The organism is Pseudomonas sp. IT-93MI4, assembly GCF_949767635.1.
GTDB classification, from domain to species: domain Bacteria; phylum Pseudomonadota; class Gammaproteobacteria; order Pseudomonadales; family Pseudomonadaceae; genus Aquipseudomonas; species Aquipseudomonas putida_A.
The window spans coordinates 25,735-44,345 of the sequence record NZ_CATKPP010000011.1; the positions used below are offsets into that span (position 1 = coordinate 25,735).

General features: G+C 60.9%; 17 protein-coding genes and 1 pseudogene. 7 read left to right on the forward strand and 11 right to left on the reverse strand.

Annotated elements, in window-relative coordinates; genetic code table 11:
• Positions 1-52 precede the first annotated feature (52 nt).
• The 4 genes from ACM6I7_RS07405 to ACM6I7_RS07420 all read left to right on the forward strand — a co-directional run bounded on the left by ACM6I7_RS07405 (position 53) and on the right by ACM6I7_RS07420 (position 6,019).
• Positions 53-1,468, forward strand: a complete 1,416-nt coding sequence (locus ACM6I7_RS07405) for a sigma-54 interaction domain-containing protein (RefSeq protein WP_414888243.1) — start codon at positions 53-55, stop codon at positions 1,466-1,468.
• A gap of 283 nt (positions 1,469-1,751) precedes the next feature.
• Entirely contained in the window at positions 1,752-3,143 is a 1,392-nt protein-coding gene (locus tag ACM6I7_RS07410; RefSeq protein WP_027612663.1) for a GntP family permease, read from the forward strand.
• A 7-nt stretch (positions 3,144-3,150) separates the two neighbouring features.
• Positions 3,151-3,924 carry a 3-hydroxybutyrate dehydrogenase gene (hbdH, locus tag ACM6I7_RS07415; RefSeq protein WP_129394102.1) on the forward strand — a complete coding sequence of 258 codons (774 nt, stop codon included), beginning with the start codon at positions 3,151-3,153 and terminating at the stop codon, positions 3,922-3,924.
• A gap of 139 nt (positions 3,925-4,063) precedes the next feature.
• Positions 4,064-6,019, forward strand: a complete 1,956-nt coding sequence (locus ACM6I7_RS07420) for an acetoacetate--CoA ligase (RefSeq protein ID WP_115989677.1) — start codon at positions 4,064-4,066, stop codon at positions 6,017-6,019.
• Between the two features lie 113 nt (positions 6,020-6,132).
• On the opposite strand, the gene ACM6I7_RS07425 is transcribed toward ACM6I7_RS07420, so the two are convergent.
• Complete coding sequence (locus ACM6I7_RS07425) at positions 6,133-7,245, reverse strand: PilT/PilU family type 4a pilus ATPase (protein ID WP_414888244.1); 1,113 nt, start codon at positions 7,243-7,245, stop codon at positions 6,133-6,135.
• A 133-nt stretch (positions 7,246-7,378) separates the two neighbouring features.
• Here ACM6I7_RS07425 and ACM6I7_RS07430 point away from each other — a divergent pair, with 133 nt between their 5' ends.
• Both ACM6I7_RS07430 and ACM6I7_RS07435 read left to right on the forward strand, forming a co-directional pair.
• Positions 7,379-9,928, forward strand: a complete 2,550-nt coding sequence (locus tag ACM6I7_RS07430) for a PAS domain-containing protein (RefSeq protein WP_414888245.1) — start codon at positions 7,379-7,381, stop codon at positions 9,926-9,928.
• Positions 9,929-9,967: 39 nt separating this feature from the next.
• Complete coding sequence (locus tag ACM6I7_RS07435) at positions 9,968-10,243, forward strand: peptidylprolyl isomerase (protein WP_003225447.1); 276 nt, start codon at positions 9,968-9,970, stop codon at positions 10,241-10,243.
• Positions 10,244-10,359: 116 nt separating this feature from the next.
• Here the strand turns inward: ACM6I7_RS07435 and ACM6I7_RS07440 are convergent, their stop codons facing one another.
• From ACM6I7_RS07440 to ACM6I7_RS07485, 10 genes and pseudogenes are all read right to left on the reverse strand, one after another.
• On the reverse strand, positions 10,360-11,292 hold the full coding sequence (locus ACM6I7_RS07440) for a sugar kinase (protein ID WP_210557287.1): 933 nt from the start codon (positions 11,290-11,292) through the stop codon (positions 10,360-10,362).
• A 139-nt stretch (positions 11,293-11,431) separates the two neighbouring features.
• The gene (locus tag ACM6I7_RS07445) at positions 11,432-12,646 is read right to left on the reverse strand and encodes an amino acid deaminase (protein WP_414888246.1); all 1,215 of its coding nucleotides are present in this window, start codon (positions 12,644-12,646) and stop codon (positions 11,432-11,434) included.
• A gap of 39 nt (positions 12,647-12,685) precedes the next feature.
• Positions 12,686-13,450: an IclR family transcriptional regulator gene (locus ACM6I7_RS07450; RefSeq protein WP_027612656.1), complete on the reverse strand. Its 765-nt coding sequence runs from the start codon at positions 13,448-13,450 to the stop codon at positions 12,686-12,688.
• A gap of 172 nt (positions 13,451-13,622) precedes the next feature.
• Positions 13,623-14,012, reverse strand: coding sequence for a RidA family protein (locus ACM6I7_RS07455; RefSeq protein ID WP_007912330.1), 390 nt, complete (start codon positions 14,010-14,012; stop codon positions 13,623-13,625).
• A 29-nt stretch (positions 14,013-14,041) separates the two neighbouring features.
• A complete protein-coding gene (locus ACM6I7_RS07460) occupies positions 14,042-14,839 on the reverse strand; it encodes an amino acid ABC transporter ATP-binding protein (protein WP_414888247.1) in 798 nt (265 codons plus the stop codon).
• The gene (locus tag ACM6I7_RS07465; protein WP_007965124.1) at positions 14,836-15,498 is read right to left on the reverse strand and encodes an amino acid ABC transporter permease; all 663 of its coding nucleotides are present in this window, start codon (positions 15,496-15,498) and stop codon (positions 14,836-14,838) included. Before ACM6I7_RS07465 ends, ACM6I7_RS07460 begins: the two co-directional genes overlap by 4 nt.
• Before the next feature lie 9 nt (positions 15,499-15,507).
• Entirely contained in the window at positions 15,508-16,170 is a 663-nt protein-coding gene (locus tag ACM6I7_RS07470; RefSeq protein WP_003225455.1) for an amino acid ABC transporter permease, read from the reverse strand.
• A gap of 51 nt (positions 16,171-16,221) precedes the next feature.
• Positions 16,222-17,070 carry a transporter substrate-binding domain-containing protein gene (locus ACM6I7_RS07475; protein ID WP_047294802.1) on the reverse strand — a complete coding sequence of 283 codons (849 nt, stop codon included), beginning with the start codon at positions 17,068-17,070 and terminating at the stop codon, positions 16,222-16,224.
• 285 nt (positions 17,071-17,355) lie between these two features.
• Positions 17,356-17,636, reverse strand: a pseudogene (locus ACM6I7_RS07480) (type II toxin-antitoxin system RelE family toxin).
• Positions 17,626-17,874 carry a type II toxin-antitoxin system Phd/YefM family antitoxin gene (locus tag ACM6I7_RS07485; protein ID WP_150368399.1) on the reverse strand — a complete coding sequence of 83 codons (249 nt, stop codon included), beginning with the start codon at positions 17,872-17,874 and terminating at the stop codon, positions 17,626-17,628. The pseudogene ACM6I7_RS07480 and the gene ACM6I7_RS07485 overlap by 11 nt, the downstream one beginning before the upstream one ends.
• A gap of 276 nt (positions 17,875-18,150) precedes the next feature.
• On the opposite strand from ACM6I7_RS07485, the gene ACM6I7_RS07490 reads away from it, so the two are divergent.
• Positions 18,151-18,579: a thioredoxin family protein gene (locus tag ACM6I7_RS07490; RefSeq protein WP_027612652.1), complete on the forward strand. Its 429-nt coding sequence runs from the start codon at positions 18,151-18,153 to the stop codon at positions 18,577-18,579.
• Positions 18,580-18,611 lie beyond the last annotated feature (32 nt).

The window sequence follows — 18,611 nt, forward strand, 5'->3', positions numbered from 1 at the left end:
AGCCTGCTCGCGATGGCGTCGCCAAAGCCGAAAGACATTCAGGATCTGTCAGATGAACACCACCGAAAGCCTCAAGGACTACCAACGCGTGCGCACGCTGGCGATCCGCTCGCTGTTCGAGATCATCGAGCAGTCCAGCGAAGGCACGGTGATTGTCGATCGTGATGCAAACATCGTCTGGATGAACGAACGCTATGCCCGGCGTTTTGGTCTTGAGTCGGCGAAAAAAGCCATCGGCCAACCCTGCGAAAGCGTGATCCCCGGCAGCTTGTTGCGTGAAGTGGTGCGCACCGGCCGGCCGATCCTGCTGGACATGCAGGACACGCCGAAAGAGCCGCTGGTGGTGATGCGCCTGCCGATCCACGACGATGCCGGCGCAGTGATCGGCGCCATCGGGTTTGCTCTGTTCGACGAATTGCGCAGCCTGTCACCGATGCTCAAGCGCTACCTGAGCATGCAGGAAGAACTGGCCTCGACCCGCTCGCTGCTGCGGGCCCGGCAGACCAAATACAACTTTGCCCATTTCATCGGTACCAGCAGCGCCAGCCTCGAGGTCAAACGCCGCGCCCGGCGCAGTGCCAGCGCCGAATCCCCGGTGTTGCTGCTCGGCGAAACCGGCACCGGCAAGGAGTTGCTGGCCCAGGCGATTCACAGCGCTTCGCCCCGGGCGCACAAAGCCTTCGTCAGCATCAACAGCGCCGCAATCCCGGAGGCGTTGCTCGAAGCGGAATTCTTCGGCACCGCGCCCGGTGCGTTTACCGGCGCTGACCGCAAGGGTCGTACCGGCAAGTTGCAGATTGCTCAGGGTGGGACGCTGTTTCTCGATGAGATCGGCGACATGCCGTTGCCGCTGCAAAGCAAACTGCTGCGGGTGCTGCAGGAAAAGGAGTTCGAGCCGGTTGGCTCCAACGACGTGATTCAGAGCGATGTGCGAGTGATCGCGGCGACTTCGACCGATCTGCAAGCCGCGATCAAGCGCGGTGAGTTCCGCGCCGACCTGTATTACCGACTTAACGTGCTGCCGATCCAGGTTCCGCCGCTGCGCGAGCGTCTCGACGATTTGCCGGCGCTCAGCGAAGCGATCCTTGAAGAGTTGCGTAGCCAGCATGAACTGAGTCGCGCAGCGCTGGATCTGCTCGGGCAACATGCGTGGCCGGGCAACATCCGCGAATTGCGCAACGTGCTGGAGCGCGCGGCGCTGCTCAGCGATGACCTGATCCTCACCGAAGAAGATATTCGCGCTGCGATCGGCACCTTTACCCCGGTTGAGCGCCCGTCGGTGCCGATGCTGGAACCGTTGGCGGAAGAGACTTTCGCCCAGGCGCGGCAGCGGTTTGACCGGCAGCTGATCCAGTCTGCCCTCGCGCAATGTGCGGGCAAAGTGCCGGAGGCGGCGGCTCGGCTGGGGTTGGGGCGCTCGACGTTGTACAAGAAGATGTTGGCCTTGGGTATCGCCGAGTCTCAATAAAGAGATTTAGTCTCGCTAGCGAGACATTCACTTCCAGATCAAAGGATCGCAGCCTTCGGCAGTTCCTACAGGGTTGATACAGAAATCTCATGTAGGAGCTGCCGAAGGCCGCGATCTTTTCGTCCCAAAGAAGTCTCACTATCGAGACAACCCTGCAAATGACTGACCGCAGATTCCAGTAAAACCCTTATATTTCAATAGCTTGAATATCTGGCACAGATCTCGCTAAAGCCTGTTCCACACCCGCAACACCCACAAAAATAACAATCCCTGGAGACACTCCATGAGTGTGATCATCGCCTTGGCAGCCCTCGCGCTGCTGATGCTCGCCGCCTACCGTGGCTACAGCGTCATCCTCTTCGCCCCGATTGCCGCCCTCGGCGCTGTCCTGCTCACTGACCCTTCCGCCGTCGCCCCTGCCTTCACCGGGGTGTTCATGGAGAAAATGGTCGGTTTCATCAAACTGTATTTCCCGGTGTTCCTGCTCGGTGCCGTGTTCGGCAAGTTGATCGAATTGTCGGGGTTCTCCCGTTCGATCGTGGCCGCAGCGATTCGCTTGCTCGGCACGCGTCAGGCGATGCTGGTGATCGTGCTGGTTTGCGCCTTGCTCACTTACGGCGGCGTGTCGTTGTTCGTGGTGGTGTTTGCGGTGTATCCATTTGCCGCGGAAATGTTCCGCCAGAGCAACATTCCCAAGCGCCTGATCCCGGCAACCATTGCCCTCGGCGCATTCTCGTTCACCATGGACGCCCTGCCCGGCACGCCGCAGATTCAGAACATCATTCCCAGCACCTTCTTCAATACCACCGCGTGGGCGGCGCCGTGGCTGGGGGTAATCGGCACGATTTTCGTGTTCTGCGCCGGCATGTTGTTCCTGCAGCGCCAACGCAACAAAGCGCAGCGTGCTGGCGAAGGTTATGGCACCGAGCTGCGTAACGAGCCGGAAACCGCCGAAGACCTGAAACTGCCGAACCCATGGATCGCCCTGTCGCCGCTGCTGGCGGTGGGCATCATGAACCTGCTGTTCACCCAGTGGATTCCGCAGTGGTACGGCAAGACCCACAGCCTCGCGTTGCCGGGGATGGCCACGCCGGTGACCACGGAAATCGCCAAGCTCACCGCAATCTGGGCGGTGCAGGCGGCATTGCTGATCGGCATCCTGATGGTGCTGGTGTTCGGCTTCAAGGCGATCCGCAGCAAACTCGCCGAAGGCAGCAAAAGCGCGGTCAGCGGCGCACTGCTGGCGGCGATGAACACCGCCTCGGAATACGGTTTCGGTGCGGTAATCGCTTCGTTGCCGGGCTTTCTGGTACTGGCCGACTGGCTCAAGCAAATCCCCAATCCGCTGGTCAACGAAGCGATCACCGTGACCCTGCTGGCGGGTATCACCGGCTCGGCATCGGGCGGCATGAGCATCGCGCTGGCGGCGATGTCCGAGCAGTTCATCGCAGCGGCGCACGCGGCGAACATTCCGCTGGAAGTGCTGCACCGCGTGGCTGCGATGGCCAGCGGCGGCATGGACACCCTGCCGCACAACGGCGCGGTGATCACCCTGCTGGCGGTCACTGGCCTGACCCACCGCGAAGCCTATAAAGACATTTTCTGTATTACGCTGATCAAGACCCTGGCGGTCTTCGTAGTGATCGGCACTTTCTACGCCACTGGCATTGTGTGAGGTATTCATGACGACTCTTTCGGGCAAGACCGCACTGGTTACCGGTTCCACCAGCGGCATCGGTCTGGGCATCGCCCTGAGCCTGGCCAAGGCCGGCGCCAACCTGATTCTCAACGGTTTCGGTGATGCGTCGAGCGTGATCGCCGAAGTCGGCCAGTTTGGCGGCAAGGTCGGTCATCATCCGGCGGACGTCAGCGATCCAGCGCAGATTGCCGAGATGATCGCTTACGCCGAACGCGAATTCGGCGGCGTCGACATTCTGGTCAACAACGCCGGGATCCAGCATGTCGCCGCCGTTGAGGAGTTCCCGGTAGAGCGCTGGGACTCGATCATCGCGATCAACCTGTCATCGGTGTTCCACAGCACCCGCCTGAGCCTGCCGGGCATGCGCGCCAAGGGCTGGGGGCGAATCATCAACATTGCCTCGGTGCATGGTCAGGTGGGGTCGACCGGTAAAGCCGCGTATGTCGCGGCCAAGCATGGAGTGATCGGTTTGACCAAAGTGGTCGGGCTGGAAACGGCTACCAGTAATGTGACCTGCAACGCAATCTGCCCGGGCTGGGTATTGACGCCGTTGGTGCAGAAACAGATCGATGATCGTGCCGCCAAAGGCGTCGATCCGCAGCAGGCGCAGCATGATTTGCTGGCGGAGAAGCAGCCGTCGCTGGAGTTCGTCACGCCGCAGCATCTTGGGGAATTGGTGTTGTTTCTATGCAGCGAGGCTGGCAGCCAGGTGCGCGGGGCGGCGTGGAATATTGATGGAGGCTGGTTGGCGCAGTAATGCTGCGCCCCTGTGGGAGCGAGCCTGCTCGCGAAAGCGGTGTATCAACCAACATCAATGTTGAATGTAATTCCGCTATCGCGAGCAGGCTCACTCCTACAAGTGATGTGTCATGAACAACACAACAAGAGGCAAACCAATGTCCGACCTCCTCTGGCAACCCGACGCCGAGCGTATCGCCCAATCGCGCATGGATCAGTTCCGCCGCGACATCAATCAGCGCCATGGCCTGGCGCTGAGCAGCTACACCGACCTGCACCGCTGGAGCGTGGAACAGCGCGAAGCGTTCTGGCAGGCGATCGTCGATTTCTTCGACATCCGCTTTCACACCCAGCCCGACGCCGTCCTGCGTGAAGGCGCGCAGATGCCCAGTGCCGAATGGTTTCCCGGCGCGACCCTGAACTTTGCCGAACACCTGCTGCGCCGTCGTGACGATGCCGTTGCAGTGATCGCCGTGGCGGAAAACGGTCAGCGCGAACAGCTGACCTGGGCCGAACTGGCCGAGCACGTCGCCGGTTTTCAGGCCAGCCTGCAAGCCGCCGGTGTCGGCCTCGGCGACCGCGTGGCCGCGTGCATGCCCAACACCTGGCAGACTCTGGTGGCGATGCTCGCGACCACCAGCCTCGGGGCGATCTGGTCGTGCTCGTCGCCGGACTTCGGCACCCACGGCGTGATCGACCGTTTCGGCCAGATCGAACCCAAAGTGTTGATCACCTGCGCCGGCTACCGTTACGCCGGCAAAGACATCGACCAGACCAGCAAGGTCAACGAAATCCTCGCGCAACTACCATCGCTGCAGCAGTTGATCATCGTGTCCTACGCTCGCGCGCAGGCCCGTACCGAGGATTACCAAACCCACGCCAACGTGACGTTGTGGGACGATTTCTACCAACCCGGCGGCGAACCGCGGTTTGTCCCGGTGCCGTTCAATCACCCGTTGTACGTGTTGTATTCCAGTGGCACCACCGGCGTGCCGAAATGCATCGTGCACAGCACCGGCGGCGTGCTGCTGCAGCATGCCAAGGAGCATGGGCTGCACGTCGATCTCGGCCCCGGTGACCGGTTGTTCTACTACACCACTTGCGGCTGGATGATGTGGAACTGGCTGGTCTCGGCCCTCGCGGTCGGCAGCGCGGTGGTGCTGTATGACGGCTCGCCGTTTCACCCGGGCCATGAGCGCTTGCTCGACCTGATCGACGACGAGCGCATCAGTGTGTTCGGCACTAGCCCCAAGTTTCTCGCGACACTGGAAAGCAGCGGTTTGAAGCCTGCGCACAGCCATGATCTGAGTAGCCTGAAGACCCTGCTGTGCACCGGCTCCGCGCTATCGCCGCAGAGTTATGACTTCGTCTACCGCGACTTCAAGCGCGATGTGTGCCTGGCGTCGATGTCCGGCGGCACCGATGTGGTGTCGTGCTTCGTCAACGGTAATCCGCTGTCGGCGGTGCGCCGCGGCGAAATCATGGGCAAGAGCCTGGGCATGGCGGTTGAAGTGTGGAACGACGCCGGCGTTGCCGTGATCGGCGAAAAAGGCGAACTGGTCTGCACCCGACACTTCCCGGCGATGCCCGTCGGGCTGTGGCATGACCCTGACGGCGCAAAACTGCGCAAATCCTATTTCAGCCTGTTCCCCGGTGTCTGGGCCCAAGGCGACTACGCCGAGCAATTGCCCCACGGCGGGATGCTGATCCACGGCCGCTCCGACGCGGTGCTCAACCCCGGCGGCGTGCGCATCGGCACGGCGGAAATCTATCGTCAGGTCGAGAAAGTCCCGCAGGTGCTGGACAGCGTGGCGATCGGACAGCAATGGCAGGACGATGTGCGCGTAGTGCTGTTTGTCCGTCTGCAGGATGGCGTGACGCTGGATGACCACCTGCAACAACAGATCCGCCAGGTGATCCGCGCCAACACCACGCCGCGCCATGTGCCGGCGAAGATCGTCGCGGTGACCGATATTCCGCGCACCATCAGCGGCAAGGTGGTGGAACTCGCGGTGCGCAATGTGGTGCATGGCGAGCCGGTGAAAAATACCGATGCGCTGGCCAATCCCGAGGCCTTGGAGCAGTTCCGCAATCGCCCGGAGCTGTCGGATTAGCACGCCATCCCCTTGTGGGAGCGGGCTTGCTCGCGAAGGCAATCTGTCAGTCGATAACAATGTGACTGATACACCGCTTTCGCGAGCAAGCCCGCTCCCACAGGGGTGGGGTGTTAATCCATCAGGCCCCAATCGCCTGATGTTGTGGGTGCGGGCGCCGGGCCCGCCTCGGTGTGCAGTTTCAAACGCAGGCGCAGATTGTTCTGCGAATCGGCATGCTTGAGCGCTTCGTCCTCACTGATCACGCCCTCCACCACCAGCCCGTACAGCGCCGCGTCGAAGGTCTGCATGCCGGCCTCGCCGGACTTCTCCATGATGCCTTTGAGTTCGCCCAACTCGTTGCGGCGGATCAGGTCGGCGATGGTCGGGGTGCCGAGCATCACTTCGACCGCCGCCCGCCGCTGACCGTCCACAGTGCGCACCAGCCGTTGCGAGACGAACGCCTTGAGATTGTTGCCCAGTGCATGCAGCAACTGCGGGCGGCGCTCTTCCGGGAACAGATTGACGATACGGTCCAGCGCCTGATTGGCGTTGTGCGCATGCAACGTCGACAGCACCAGGTGCCCGGTGTCGGCAAATGTCAGCGCATGCTCCATGGTTTCGCGGTCGCGGATTTCGCCGATCAGCACCACGTCCGGGGCCTGGCGCAGGGTGTTTTTCAGCGCCGCATGGAAGCTGCGGGTATCGACGCCGACTTCGCGTTGATTGATGATCGAGCGCTGGTGTCGATGGATATACTCCACCGGGTCTTCGATGGTGATGATATGCCCGCTGCTGTGGCGGTTGCGGTGATCGATCAGCGCGGCCAGCGAAGTGGACTTGCCGGAGTCGGTGGCGCCAACGAACAGGATCAGCCCTTGTTTGAGCATTACAGTTTCCTGTAACACCGGCGGCAGCTTAAGGTCCTCGAAGCGCGGGATATCGAGTTTGACGTTGCGGATCACGATTGACACATCATTGCGTTGCTTGAAGACGTTCACCCGAAAACGCCCGATGCCCGTACGGGAAATTGCCAGGTTCATTTCCAGATCCCGATCGAACTCGCGCCGTTGTTCGGCGTCCATCAGGGAGTTGGCGATGGCCTCGACTTCACCGGGCTTGAACGGCCGCTCGCTGAACGGCGTCAGCACGCCATCGATGCGCGCACTGGGTGGCGCTCCCGTGGACAGCAACAGGTCAGAGCCGTGCTGGCTCGACAGACGGAGCAACAGTGCATCGATTTCCATGGCAATAAGCACCCGCGAAGCATTCAATGAACAGAAATGACCCGCTGTCGTGACGTCACGGGTCATACAGCGTCTACCGCAAGTGCAAGAATAGTAGATGCCAACGCACTGACCGACGCTCAGGATACATGTGATGAACGCAGCACCCTCCCCCGATGACGCCCAAGCCCTGATCGCCCGTACCGACTGGAGCCGCACTCCGTTGGGCGCTTCTGGCACCTGGCCGCAAAGCCTGCGCACAGCTGTGGACATCGTGATTCACTCGCCGATGCCGATGCTGCTGTTGTGGGGGCCGCAGCTCACGCAGATCTACAACAATGGCTTTGCGATGCTCGCCGGGAGCAAGCATCCACACGCTTTCGGACAGCCTGCGCACCTTATATGGCCAGAACTTCAGGACTTTACCGACCCGATTTATCGAGCCGTCCTACAAGGCCAGGTGCGCACCTACAGCGAGCGGCGATTTACCCTGCAACGCGGAGGCGTAGAGTCCGACTTCTGGCTGGACCTGACCTACAGCCCCATCCGCGATGAAGACACGCAAGTGGCGGGGATTCTGGTAACAGCCATCGAAACCAACGAACGCCGGCGCATCGCCCTCGAACTGCAACGCCGCTCCGAAGAAAGTCTCAAGGCTCAGCGCGACACTGAAGAACGCCTGCAACTGGCGCTGGCCGCCACCGATGCGGTTGGCACCTGGGACTGGGACATCGGCGAAGACCGTTTCATTGCCGACGCCCATTTCGCCCAGTTGCATGGCATCGATCCGGCCCACGCCAGTCAGCTACCGATCAGCGACTATCTGCAAGGCGTGCACCCCGAAGACCGCGCGTTGATCGCCCGCAGCATCAAGCATTGCATCACCCACGGCACCGAGTACGCCGAGGAATACCGCCTGCTGAAAGCCGACGGCGAACTGCGCTGGGTGTTTGCCCGGGGCCGCTGTTACAAGGATCACCACGGGCGACCGGTGCGTTTCCTCGGCGCCGCGCTGGATCTGACCGAACGCAAGCACACCGAGCAGGCGCTGCGCCAGAGCCAGACGGAATTGCAGCTGATCATCAATGCAATGCCGATCCTCATCAGCTATGTCGACCACGAAGAGCGCTTTCGCCTGAACAACGCGGCGTATCTGGACTGGTACGGCCTCACGCCGCAGGAACTGTATGGCCGCACCATTCGCGAAGTGATCGGCGAAGAAGCCTACTTCCTGCGCGCGCCCTATATTGCCGAGGCCCTGGCCGGGCGGCCCTGCTCGTTCAGCCTGTATACCCCGCATCGCGACGGCAGCAACCGCCATGCGCTGATGAATTACCTGCCGCGCCACGGCGCCGACGGCTCAGTCAACGGTTTTTATATTTTCGTGATCGACGAATCCGAACGGAAGAAGACCGAAGAAGCCCTGCGCAATCTCAATGAAACCCTCGAAGAGCGGGTCAGCGCCCGCACCGAACAACTGGCTCAGGCCAATCAGCGTCTGCAGAACGAGATGTTCGAACGTGAGCGCGCCGAAGATGCGTTGCGCCATGCGCAGAAAATGGAAGCGGTCGGCCAGCTCACCGGCGGTATCGCCCACGACTTCAACAACATGCTCACTGGAATCATCGGCAGCCTCGACCTGATGCAACGCTACATCGCCGACGGCCGCGCCGATGAAATCGGCCGTTTCACCGAAGCGGCGGTGTCGTCGGCCAACCGAGCGGCGGCGCTGACCCATCGGCTGCTGGCGTTCTCGCGCCGGCAATCGCTGGACCGCAAGACCCTCAACGTCAACGAACTGATTCATTCGCTGGAAGATTTGATCCGCCGCACCAAGGGCGACCCGATCGAACTCACGCTGCGCCTGGCCGACGATGTCTGGCCGATCAGCACCGACGTCAGCCAACTGGAAAATGCCCTGCTCAACCTGGTGATCAACGCCCGCGACGCCATGCCCGATGGCGGCGAGCTGCTGATCGAAACCGCCAACGTCTACCTCGACGGCAACGACATCACCACCCTCGAACCGGTCAAGGCCGGCGACTACCTGATGCTGGCGGTCAGCGACAACGGCACCGGCATGACGCCGTCGGTGCGCGCCAAGGCGTTCGATCCGTTCTTCACCACCAAACCGATCGGCCAGGGCACCGGGTTGGGGCTATCGATGATTTATGGCTTCGCCCAGCAGTCGGGCGGCCATGTCAGCCTCGACAGTCTGCCGAATCAGGGCACCTGCGTGCGCTTGTACTTGCCGCGCCTGAACCTGCTGGAGCCGGAACGGCCAGTCGTGGAAACCCTCAGTGCGGCGCCGACGGCCACCTGTGGCGAAACCGTGGTGGTGGTTGAAGATGACCCGGCAGTGCGCATGCTGGTGCTCGATCTGCTCAAGGAGCTGGGTTACCTCGCCCACGAAGCCGCCGACGCCAGCGCCGCCCTGCCGCTGCTGGAATCGGAGCTGCGTGTGGATCTGCTGGTGACCGACGTTGGTCTACCGGGGATGAATGGCCGGCAACTGGCGGAAATCGCCCGCCAGCATCGTCCGGGCCTGAAAGTGCTGTTCATGACCGGTTATGCGCAGAAAGCCGCCGAGCGTCAGGGCTTTCTGGAGGATGGCATGGACATGGTGGCCAAGCCGTTTTCGATTGAAGTGCTGGCCAACAAGATCCGCGAGATGATCAACCAAACGCCGTCACTTGAGGCATAATCCCGCGCCCCGCCGTCACCCCGTTACAGGTATCGCACGATGAAAGCCCAAGCCCGCCACATTCTGGTGAAAACCGCCGAAGAGGCCGAACAACTCAAGCAACGCATTGCCAAGGGCGAAGCGTTCGACGTGCTGGCGAAGAAATACTCGACCTGCCCGTCCGGCAAACGCGGCGGTGATCTGGGTGAAGTGCGGCCGGGACAGATGGTCGGTGCGATTGATGCGGTGATTTTCAAGAAACCGCTGCGCACGGTGCACGGGCCGATCAAGAGCAAGTTCGGCTATCACCTGGTGCAGGTATTTTTCCGCGATTAAGTGCTTTGCTTTCGGGCCTCTTCGCGAGCAAGCTCGCTCCCACAGTCTGGAATGCGGTCCCCTGTGGGAGCGGGCTTGCCCGCGAACCGATTGCGCAGCAAGCGGCCATCCACCGCTTACCTGGGAATCAACGCCCCCGGCACCTGAATCACACGACTCGCCAGCCAATGCCCCGCCTGCGCCGCCTCGACCGGACTGCCACCCAGCAAACGCCTGGCCAGATACGCCGCGCTGAACGAGTCCCCCGCCGCCGTCGTATCCACCACCTTCTCGACCTGCTGCGCCGGCACTTCGAACGCCTCATCATCGCAGCGAATCAGACACGCCTCGGCGCCACGCTTGAGCACCACTTCCGGCGTGCCGATCTGCGCGTACGCCTCGAACACTGCGTCGCAATCGGCAAAATGGAACAGCGCCTGTTCGTCATCCACGGTCAGCAACGCCAGATCGACATGCGGCAACACGCTGCGATAGGCCGCCCGCGCCTCTTCCTGTGACGCCCACAAGCGTGGCCGATAATTGTTGTCGAAGACGATCCGCGCATCGCGCTGGCGGGCTTCGATCAGGGTCTGGATCAAGCGTTCGCGGCCCTTCGCACCTAACACTGCGAGGGTGATGCCGCTGAAATACAGCACATCGTAGTCCGGCAGCGCTGCCAGAATCGGCTCCGCCGCCGGGGTGGTGAAGCAATCGCGCACCGCCGCTTCATTGCGCCAGTAGAGGAAACGCCGTTCACCGTTGGCGTCGGTCTGAATGCAGTACAGACCCGGCAAACGACCGGGCAGACGCTGCACGAGATCCAGGCCAATGCCTTCATCGGCCCAACTCTGGCACATGGCATCGCTGAAGCTGTCGTCGCCGAGCGCGGTGACGTAATCGACCTGGGCTTTGTCGCCGAGGGCGCGGGACAGGTACACCGCGGTGTTCAAGGTATCGCCACCGAAGCTTTGCTGCAGGCTGCCATCGGCGCGGTGCTGGAGTTCGATCATGCACTCGCCGATCAGGGCGATGCGCGGGGTGTTCGGGCCCAGGGGGCTGAGGCTGGTCATTGGGTGGCGTCTCTGCTGATTCGGTGGTGGTTGATCCGGCCTCATCGCTGGCAAGCCAGCTCCCACACAATCTTCACAGTTCATGAGATCCCTGTGGGAGCTGGCTTGCCAGCGATTGGCCGCAACGCGGTTCCAAGCCTTAGAAACAAGTCTCCATGCTCTCGACCACCGCCAACTGCTCATCCACCAGCAACCCCACCCGCCATTTGTCGAAGGTCAGGCACGGGTGCGAGGTGCCGAAGGAAATGATATCGCCCACCCGCAATTCAACCCCCGGCGCCACGTTCATGAACGCATGCTGGTCCATCACCGCCGTCACCTTGCAGGCGCCGACATCGTCGCCCACCGCCGGCAACACACCGGCCTTGTAGCGCAGCAGCGGCACCGGCAGGCCGGCATCGAATGCCACATCGCGCTTGCCGAGGGCGATCACCGCAAATCCCGGCTCCGGCAGCGATTGCACATGCGCCCAGACTTCCAGCGCCGGACGCAATCCTTCGTGCAGGTCACTGCGACGATCCAGCACGCAACACTGCGCTTCCTTGTAGATGCCATGATCGTGGGCGACATAACTGCCCGGGCGCAGCACGCTGAGGAAGCGTCCGCTGGCGTTCTGCGCTTCGAACGACTCGGCGATCAGGTCGTACCACGCCGAACCCGAGGCGGTGATGATCGGCTTGGCAATGGCAAACGCGCCGCTGTCCTGCAACTGCACCGCCAGGCGCACCAGCGACGCGGCGAATTCACGAATGCCGCTAACCGCGTGATCGCCATGGATCACCCCTTCGTAACCCTCGATGCCGGTCAGAGCCAGCGCCGGTTGCGCGTTGATCGCCTTGGCCAGTTCAATTACTTCCTGCTCGCTGCGGCAACCGCAACGGCCACCGACCACGCCGTACTCGATCATCACGTTCAATTTGACCCCGCGCGAAGCGAAGTACGCGCCGAGATCGGCGACGTTGTCCGGTTGATCGACCATGCAGTAGAAATCGAAATCCGGGTCTGCCAACAGATCGGCGATCAGCGCCATGTTCGGCGTGCCGACCAGTTGGTTGGCCATCAGCACCCGGCGTACACCGTGGGCGTATGCGGCGCGGGTCTGGGTGGCGCTGGCGAGGGTGATGCCCCACGCGCCAGCGTCGAGCTGACGCTGGAACAGCGCCGGGGTCATGCTGGTCTTGCCGTGGGGCGCGAGCTCGGCGCCGCTGTCGCTGACGAACTTCTGCATCCAGCGAATGTTGTGCTCCAGCGCCTCGCGGTGCAACACCAGCGCCGGCAGGCTGACGTCGCGCACAAGGTGCGCACCGATGGCGGCGTCGCCCTTTTCCACAGCGGTATTGATGGCAGTCGTCATGCTTGAACTCCTCACTGTCGCGGCCGCAGGCAGCCGCGGTTATTCGTTGATGCGCCGGGCGAGGCTGTTGGCGCTCTCGATCAGCACCCGGCGATAGTCGTCGTAATTGTTCTTCGCATCGGCCCGTGGGGCGACGATGCACAGGGTGCAAATGGCCACGCCGCTGGGGTCTTTGACCGGCGCGGCGAAGCAATGGGTGAAGGTGTCGGCCACGCTGTCGAACGAGAAGAATCCGTCGATGCCGGCCTGGCGGATCTCCGCCAGAAAGCGTTCCAGCGGCAGGCGCTCGCCGTCGGGCAGGATGTAGTCGTCCTCGTCGATCAGGTCGATGATCTGCTGGTCGCTCAAATGCGCCAGCAGCAAGCGCCCGGACGCAGTCCACGGGATCGGCGCGTTTTCGCCGATGTCGGACGAAATGCGGAAATGCCGCTCGCCCTCCTTCATCAGCGCCACCGTGTATTTGCGCCCGTTGAGCAGGCACATCTGCGCGGTTTCCCGGGTCTGGCTGACGATCTCCTGCAAGGCGTGATCGGCCTCGCGGCTGAGGTCGAAGTGACGCAAGTGCGCCTGCCCGAGGAAATACAACTGACGTCCGAGATAGACGTGACCGTCCTTGCCCACCGGCTCCAGAATCCGTCGTTCCAGCAGCGACGCCACCAGTTCGTAGACCGTGGATTTCGGGCTGCCGATGCCATTGGCGATGTCGTTCGGACGCAGCGGCTGGCCGATCTCCTTGAGGAAGTCGAGGATATCGAACGCCCGGTCCAGACCACGGGCCCGGCGTTTGATGGTGTCTTCGGTCATGTTTTCAGTTCCCAATGAAAGTGCCGGGAGTTTACCGAGAGTACGGCGGCGACCGTTAGGCCGCCATCGCGGGCAAGCCACGCTCCCACAGGACTGATGGCGTGCATGCATTTTTTGGCAAAACACAGAACCCTGTGGGAGCGTGGCTTGCCCGCGATGGGTGCGACTCGGTTCAGGCCTTTTTCTTGTACGCGATGCAATCGATCTCGACCTTGCAATCGACCATCATGCTCGCCTGCACACAGGCCCGTGCCGGAGCGTGTTCCGGTTTGAAGTACTCGCCGAAGACCTTGTTGAAACTGCTGAAATCCCGCGGGTCGTCCAGCCATACCCCGGCGCGCACCACGTCCTCCAGGCCATAACCGGCCTCTTCGAGAATCGCGATCAGGTTTTTCATGGTCTGGTGGGTCTGCTCGACGATACCACCAACGATGATCTCGCCATCCACCGCCGGCACCTGGCCGGACACGTGCAGCCAGCCATCCGCTTCAACGGCGCGCGCGAAGGGACGTGGCTGACCGCCAGCGGCGGTGCTGCCGGTGCCGTATCGAGTAATGCTCATGGGTACTTCTCCTGATTACAAAGCAAAAATTAGAACCGCGTGCTCTTGAGAAACTCAGCCAGACGCGGCGATTGCGGGCGTTCGAACAGTTCCTTGGGCGGCCCCTGCTCTTCGATTCGCCCCTGATTCATGAACACGATCTTGTCCGAGACCTCGAAGGCGAAACGCATCTCGTGGGTCACCAGCAACATGGTCATGCCGTCTTCAGCCAGGCCCTTGATCACGTTCAGCACTTCACCGACCAGCTCCGGGTCGAGGGCCGAGGTGACTTCGTCGAACAGCATCAGGCTGGGGTTCATCGCAATCGCCCGGGCAATTGCCACACGCTGTTGCTGACCACCGGACAACTGCCCGGGAAAATGATTGCGCCGCTCCAGCAGGCCGACCCGCTCCAGCCATTTCTCGGCCAGCACCACGGCTTCGTCCTTGTGCATTTTCTTTACCTTGAGCAGACCGAGGGTGACGTTCTGCAGGGCTGTCAGATGCGGGAACAGGTTGAATTGCTGGAAGGCCATGCCGGTCATCGCGCGATGGCGGGCGATGACTTTTTCGGCGTGACGCACACGTTTACCGCCGACCTCGTCATAGCCGATGGACTCGCCGTCGAGCAGGATCTGCCCGCCCTGAAACTCTTCGAGCATGTTCACGCAACGCAGCAAGGTAGTCTTGCCCGAACCGCTGGAACCGATCAGCGTCACCACGTTGCCGCGCTGCATGCTCAAGTCGACGCCCTTGAGCACTTCGACTGCGCCGTATTGCTTGTGCAGGCCACAGATGTCCAGCAGCGGCTGACCGTTCTGAACGTTGGAAACTTGAGCTTGAGTCATGGCAGGGCCACCCGCTTTTCAATATGCCGGCCGAGTAATTCGATGCCGTAGTTGATGACGAAGAACAGAAAACCGGCGAACAGGTAGAACTCCAGAGTCATGAAGGTCCGGGCGATGATCTGTTGGGTGCTGAGCAGCAATTCGGCGACGCCGATCACCGAGAGCAAGGTCGAAGCCTTGACGATTTCGGTGGACGAGTTGACCCAGGTCGGCAGGATCTGCCGCAACGCCTGGGGCAACAGCACGTAACCGAGGGATTGATAAAACGTCAGGCCAATCGCCTTGCTCGCTTCCATCTGTCCGCGTGGCAATGCCTGCAAGGCGCCGCGCACGATCTCGGCGACGTGCGAACCGCAAAACAGCGTCAGGCCCAGCGCACCGGCCTGAAACGCGCTGATCTGCCAGCCCAACGCCGGCGCCATGTAGAAGCAGGCCAGCACCAATACAAACACCGGCGTGCCGCGAATAATGTCGACATAAAAGCGGAACGGCGCGCGCATCCAGAACTTGCCGTAAGTCAGCACCAGACCGGTGACAACCCCGAGCAGCGTGCCGAACAGAATCGCCAATGCCGACACCTGCACACTGGTCAGGAAGCCTTGCAGCAACGTCTCGCGTGCCACCCACAATTCATGCAACCAACTGGGAGATTCGTACATCGCAGCCTCCTATCGGCGGATCGCCAGACGCTGCTCGAGGTAACGCAGCAGCATGGCAATGAGGTAACAGGCCGCGACATACAACGCCGTGGTCACCAGCCAGGTTTCGATCACCCGGTAGCTCTCGACGTTGATCTTGCGCGCGTAATAGGTCAGCTCCGGCACCGCAATCGCGGCGGCCAGCGAGGTGTCCTTGAACAGCGAGATAAAGTTGTTCGACAGCGCAGGCAGCACGTTGCGCAGCATCACCGGCACGGTGACGTAGGCCTTGACCTGCCATTCACCGAGACCGATCGCCAGCCCCGCTTCGCGCTGGCCTTTGGGGATGCTCAGCAAGCCGCCACGGAACACTTCGGTCAGATAGGCACCGGCATACAGCGACAGCGTGATGATGAACGAGGGAATCTTGTCCAAGCGGATTCCCAGGCTCGGCAAGGCAAAGTAGATCAACAGAATCAACACCAGAATCGGCGTGTTACGCACCACCGTGACGTACACCGAGGCCAGCACCCGCAAGGCGCGATGCTTCGAGAGCAAGGCAAACGCCATCAGCAGGCCGATCACGCAGCCGATGGCGATCGACACCAGCGCCAGTTCAAGGCCCAGACCGAGCCCCGCCAGCAAGGTGTCGAAATCGCGCCACACGGCGGCAAAGTTCAACTGATAGTTCATGGTCAGCAGTACCTTGAGCGGGGCGCGTGCAGGCGCCCCACTCTCACGGGATCATTTGAATTCGACAGGGAAACCGATCGCCGGCGACGGCAGGTCGACACCGAACCATTGCTTGAAGGATGCCGCGTAAGTCGGGAACTCAACGCCGGTCATGGCTTCATGCAGAGTGGTGTTGACGAAGTTCAGCCAGTCCTGATCGCCGCGTTTGACTGCGCAGGCGTAGGTCTGTGGGCTCCACGCGTAGGTCGGGCTGCGGTAGCGGCCGGGGTTCTGCACCATCAGGTACTTGACCGACGACTGATCGGTAGCGGCGGCATCGGCGCGACCGGAGTTCACCGCCTGATACATCAGATCGACACTGTCGTACTGATCGACCTTGGCCTTGGGCAGCGCCTGATGCACCAACTCTTCGGCATAGACGTTTTGCAGCACGGCCACAGTAACGCTGTCACCGGCCGCCTGCAGGTCCTCGATTTCCTTGTACTTGCTGTTGGCTGGCAGCAGCAGGCCGACACCTTCGCGGTAGTACGGCAGGGTGAACGCCACTTGTTGCGCACGGCTGGCGGTAACGGTGATGAACTGGCAACTCATGTCGACCTTGTCGGTCAGCAGATTGGGAATCCGCGCATCGGACGACTGCACGACGAACTCGACCTTGTTCGGGTCATTGAACAGCCCTTTGGCCACCATCCTGGCGATGTCGATATCAAAGCCCTGCAACTTGCCGTCCGCCCCCTGAAAGTGCCACGGCGCATTGGTGCTGCCGGTGCCGACAATCAGCTTGCCCCGGGCCAGAACACTGTCGAGCTTGCTATCGGCTGCCTGGGCCATGCCCATCACAGCGGACGAAGCCGCAAGAACGAAAACACACGCTTTGAACAACGAAGGACGGCGATGCATGGCAAGCACTCCAGATGATGTTTATTCCGCTATACCGGAACACGGTTTGTTACTACGGAATAAACAGCAGAAAGTGTGCCACAGGAATCACAGGGAATCTGTAGAGGGGTTAAATGTTTTTGGAATCAACGGGATGCAGGAAATGCGAAAAATGGAGTCAGGTGCGGGTACTGATGGGCTGCGCTACCTTAGGCTACAAATAACGAGTAGCAGGTTCCCAGATGGAGCACGAAGGGCTACTTCGGTGCAATGTGGTTAGCGATTGAAGGGGCCAGCTCTCCATATCTATCGGCAAGCGGCTTTGTCGTAGACCTCTCCCCGCTCTCTTCTCCCTACCGCAATCACGGTAACAACCAAAACCTCGTTCTTTACGCGATAGACCAGCCTGTATCCAGCACTGCGAAGCTTGATTTTGTAGGCGTTTCCCAGCCCTCGGAGTCGATCGGCAGGAACGTGAGGATTGACCAGACGTGTAGAGAGCTTTTTCTTGAACTGATCTGAAGTGCTGAATCAAGCTTTTTCCATTCCCTCCAGGCCTTCTCGGAAAACTCCAACTCATAGGTCATCTATAGAGACCTTGATGGTGGGATCGTTTTCTCGCTCCTTGCACAGTGCGATCAGTTCCAGATCCTCAAGGCGATTCATCATCGCCTCATACTCCTTTGCGGGAACACAATAAAACGCTGGCTCATTTCGATTGAGGATTGCAACAGATTGGCCGCCACCGGCGGCCACGGTACCCATGGGGTTTCTTTTCAATTCAGAAATACTCGCAACGATATTAGAAAGAACTATGTGAGTCATGATGGTGCTCCCTGGAGTGCTGTTGATGGTGCTTAAAATAGCACTCCAAGACGCCTTCGACGCCTATCGCTTATTACCGCCTTCTCTTTTATTTAGTGAAAAAAGGTATCACGTCCCGACATTCCACATTTCCGGGCTTCGTGTCGGGCTGGTCCTTCATAAAAGTGGGAAAAATCTCGCGAATCCACAGGCCACCTGTAATTTCTGACAGTAGACCTGTTCTTCACCCTTCTTTAACGTCATCGAACCTTCGAGGTCGTTGAAAAGGAGTACTCAATGAGCGCTGCCAATACCATTTCCAATCTGGCCCCGGTTTACCGCAAAGCCCTGAAAACCTGGCGCCCGGTGATCCTGTACTTCGCCAACGAACACTGCCCCGCCTGCGAATGGGCCGGGCCGATTTTTCGTCAGATTGCCGAGCCGTACCGTCATCGCGCCAATATCTACATGCTTAACACCCGTGAGTCGCCGCGCCATCCGTTGGTCACCGGCACGCCGACGGTGCTGTTCTACAAGAACGGCAGGCTGGTGAAAAAACTCAAAGGCATCGGCACAGAGGAAACACTGGCGGCGGACTTTGCCCGGCATATTGGCAGGACCAGGGCACCGGTGGTGCAGCAGAAACCACGACATGACCTGCCGTGGTTGCGCCGCACATTGAGCAGGCTCTGCACAATCACGCGTGCGCATCGGCGGGTGATTTGAGGCAGTGCATTTCCCGTAATCGTTGCGGCGTC

Bases quoted from the DNA above. Each gene is read 5' to 3' on its own strand.
- ACM6I7_RS07405 (WP_414888243.1), top strand. From the start codon at position 53: ATGAACACCACCGAAAGCCTCAAGGACTACCAACGCGTGCGCACGCTG.
- ACM6I7_RS07410 (WP_027612663.1), top strand. From the start codon at position 1,752: ATGAGTGTGATCATCGCCTTGGCAGCCCTCGCGCTGCTGATGCTCGCC.
- hbdH (WP_129394102.1), top strand. From the start codon at position 3,151: ATGACGACTCTTTCGGGCAAGACCGCACTGGTTACCGGTTCCACCAGC.
- ACM6I7_RS07420 (WP_115989677.1), top strand. From the start codon at position 4,064: ATGTCCGACCTCCTCTGGCAACCCGACGCCGAGCGTATCGCCCAATCG.
- ACM6I7_RS07425 (WP_414888244.1), bottom strand. From the start codon at position 7,245: ATGGAAATCGATGCACTGTTGCTCCGTCTGTCGAGCCAGCACGGCTCT.
- ACM6I7_RS07430 (WP_414888245.1), top strand. From the start codon at position 7,379: ATGAACGCAGCACCCTCCCCCGATGACGCCCAAGCCCTGATCGCCCGT.
- ACM6I7_RS07435 (WP_003225447.1), top strand. From the start codon at position 9,968: ATGAAAGCCCAAGCCCGCCACATTCTGGTGAAAACCGCCGAAGAGGCC.
- ACM6I7_RS07440 (WP_210557287.1), bottom strand. From the start codon at position 11,292: ATGACCAGCCTCAGCCCCCTGGGCCCGAACACCCCGCGCATCGCCCTG.
- ACM6I7_RS07445 (WP_414888246.1), bottom strand. From the start codon at position 12,646: ATGACGACTGCCATCAATACCGCTGTGGAAAAGGGCGACGCCGCCATC.
- ACM6I7_RS07450 (WP_027612656.1), bottom strand. From the start codon at position 13,450: ATGACCGAAGACACCATCAAACGCCGGGCCCGTGGTCTGGACCGGGCG.
- ACM6I7_RS07455 (WP_007912330.1), bottom strand. From the start codon at position 14,012: ATGAGCATTACTCGATACGGCACCGGCAGCACCGCCGCTGGCGGTCAG.
- ACM6I7_RS07460 (WP_414888247.1), bottom strand. From the start codon at position 14,839: ATGACTCAAGCTCAAGTTTCCAACGTTCAGAACGGTCAGCCGCTGCTG.
- ACM6I7_RS07465 (WP_007965124.1), bottom strand. From the start codon at position 15,498: ATGTACGAATCTCCCAGTTGGTTGCATGAATTGTGGGTGGCACGCGAG.
- ACM6I7_RS07470 (WP_003225455.1), bottom strand. From the start codon at position 16,170: ATGAACTATCAGTTGAACTTTGCCGCCGTGTGGCGCGATTTCGACACC.
- ACM6I7_RS07475 (WP_047294802.1), bottom strand. From the start codon at position 17,070: ATGCATCGCCGTCCTTCGTTGTTCAAAGCGTGTGTTTTCGTTCTTGCG.
- ACM6I7_RS07485 (WP_150368399.1), bottom strand. From the start codon at position 17,874: ATGACTCACATAGTTCTTTCTAATATCGTTGCGAGTATTTCTGAATTG.
- ACM6I7_RS07490 (WP_027612652.1), top strand. From the start codon at position 18,151: ATGAGCGCTGCCAATACCATTTCCAATCTGGCCCCGGTTTACCGCAAA.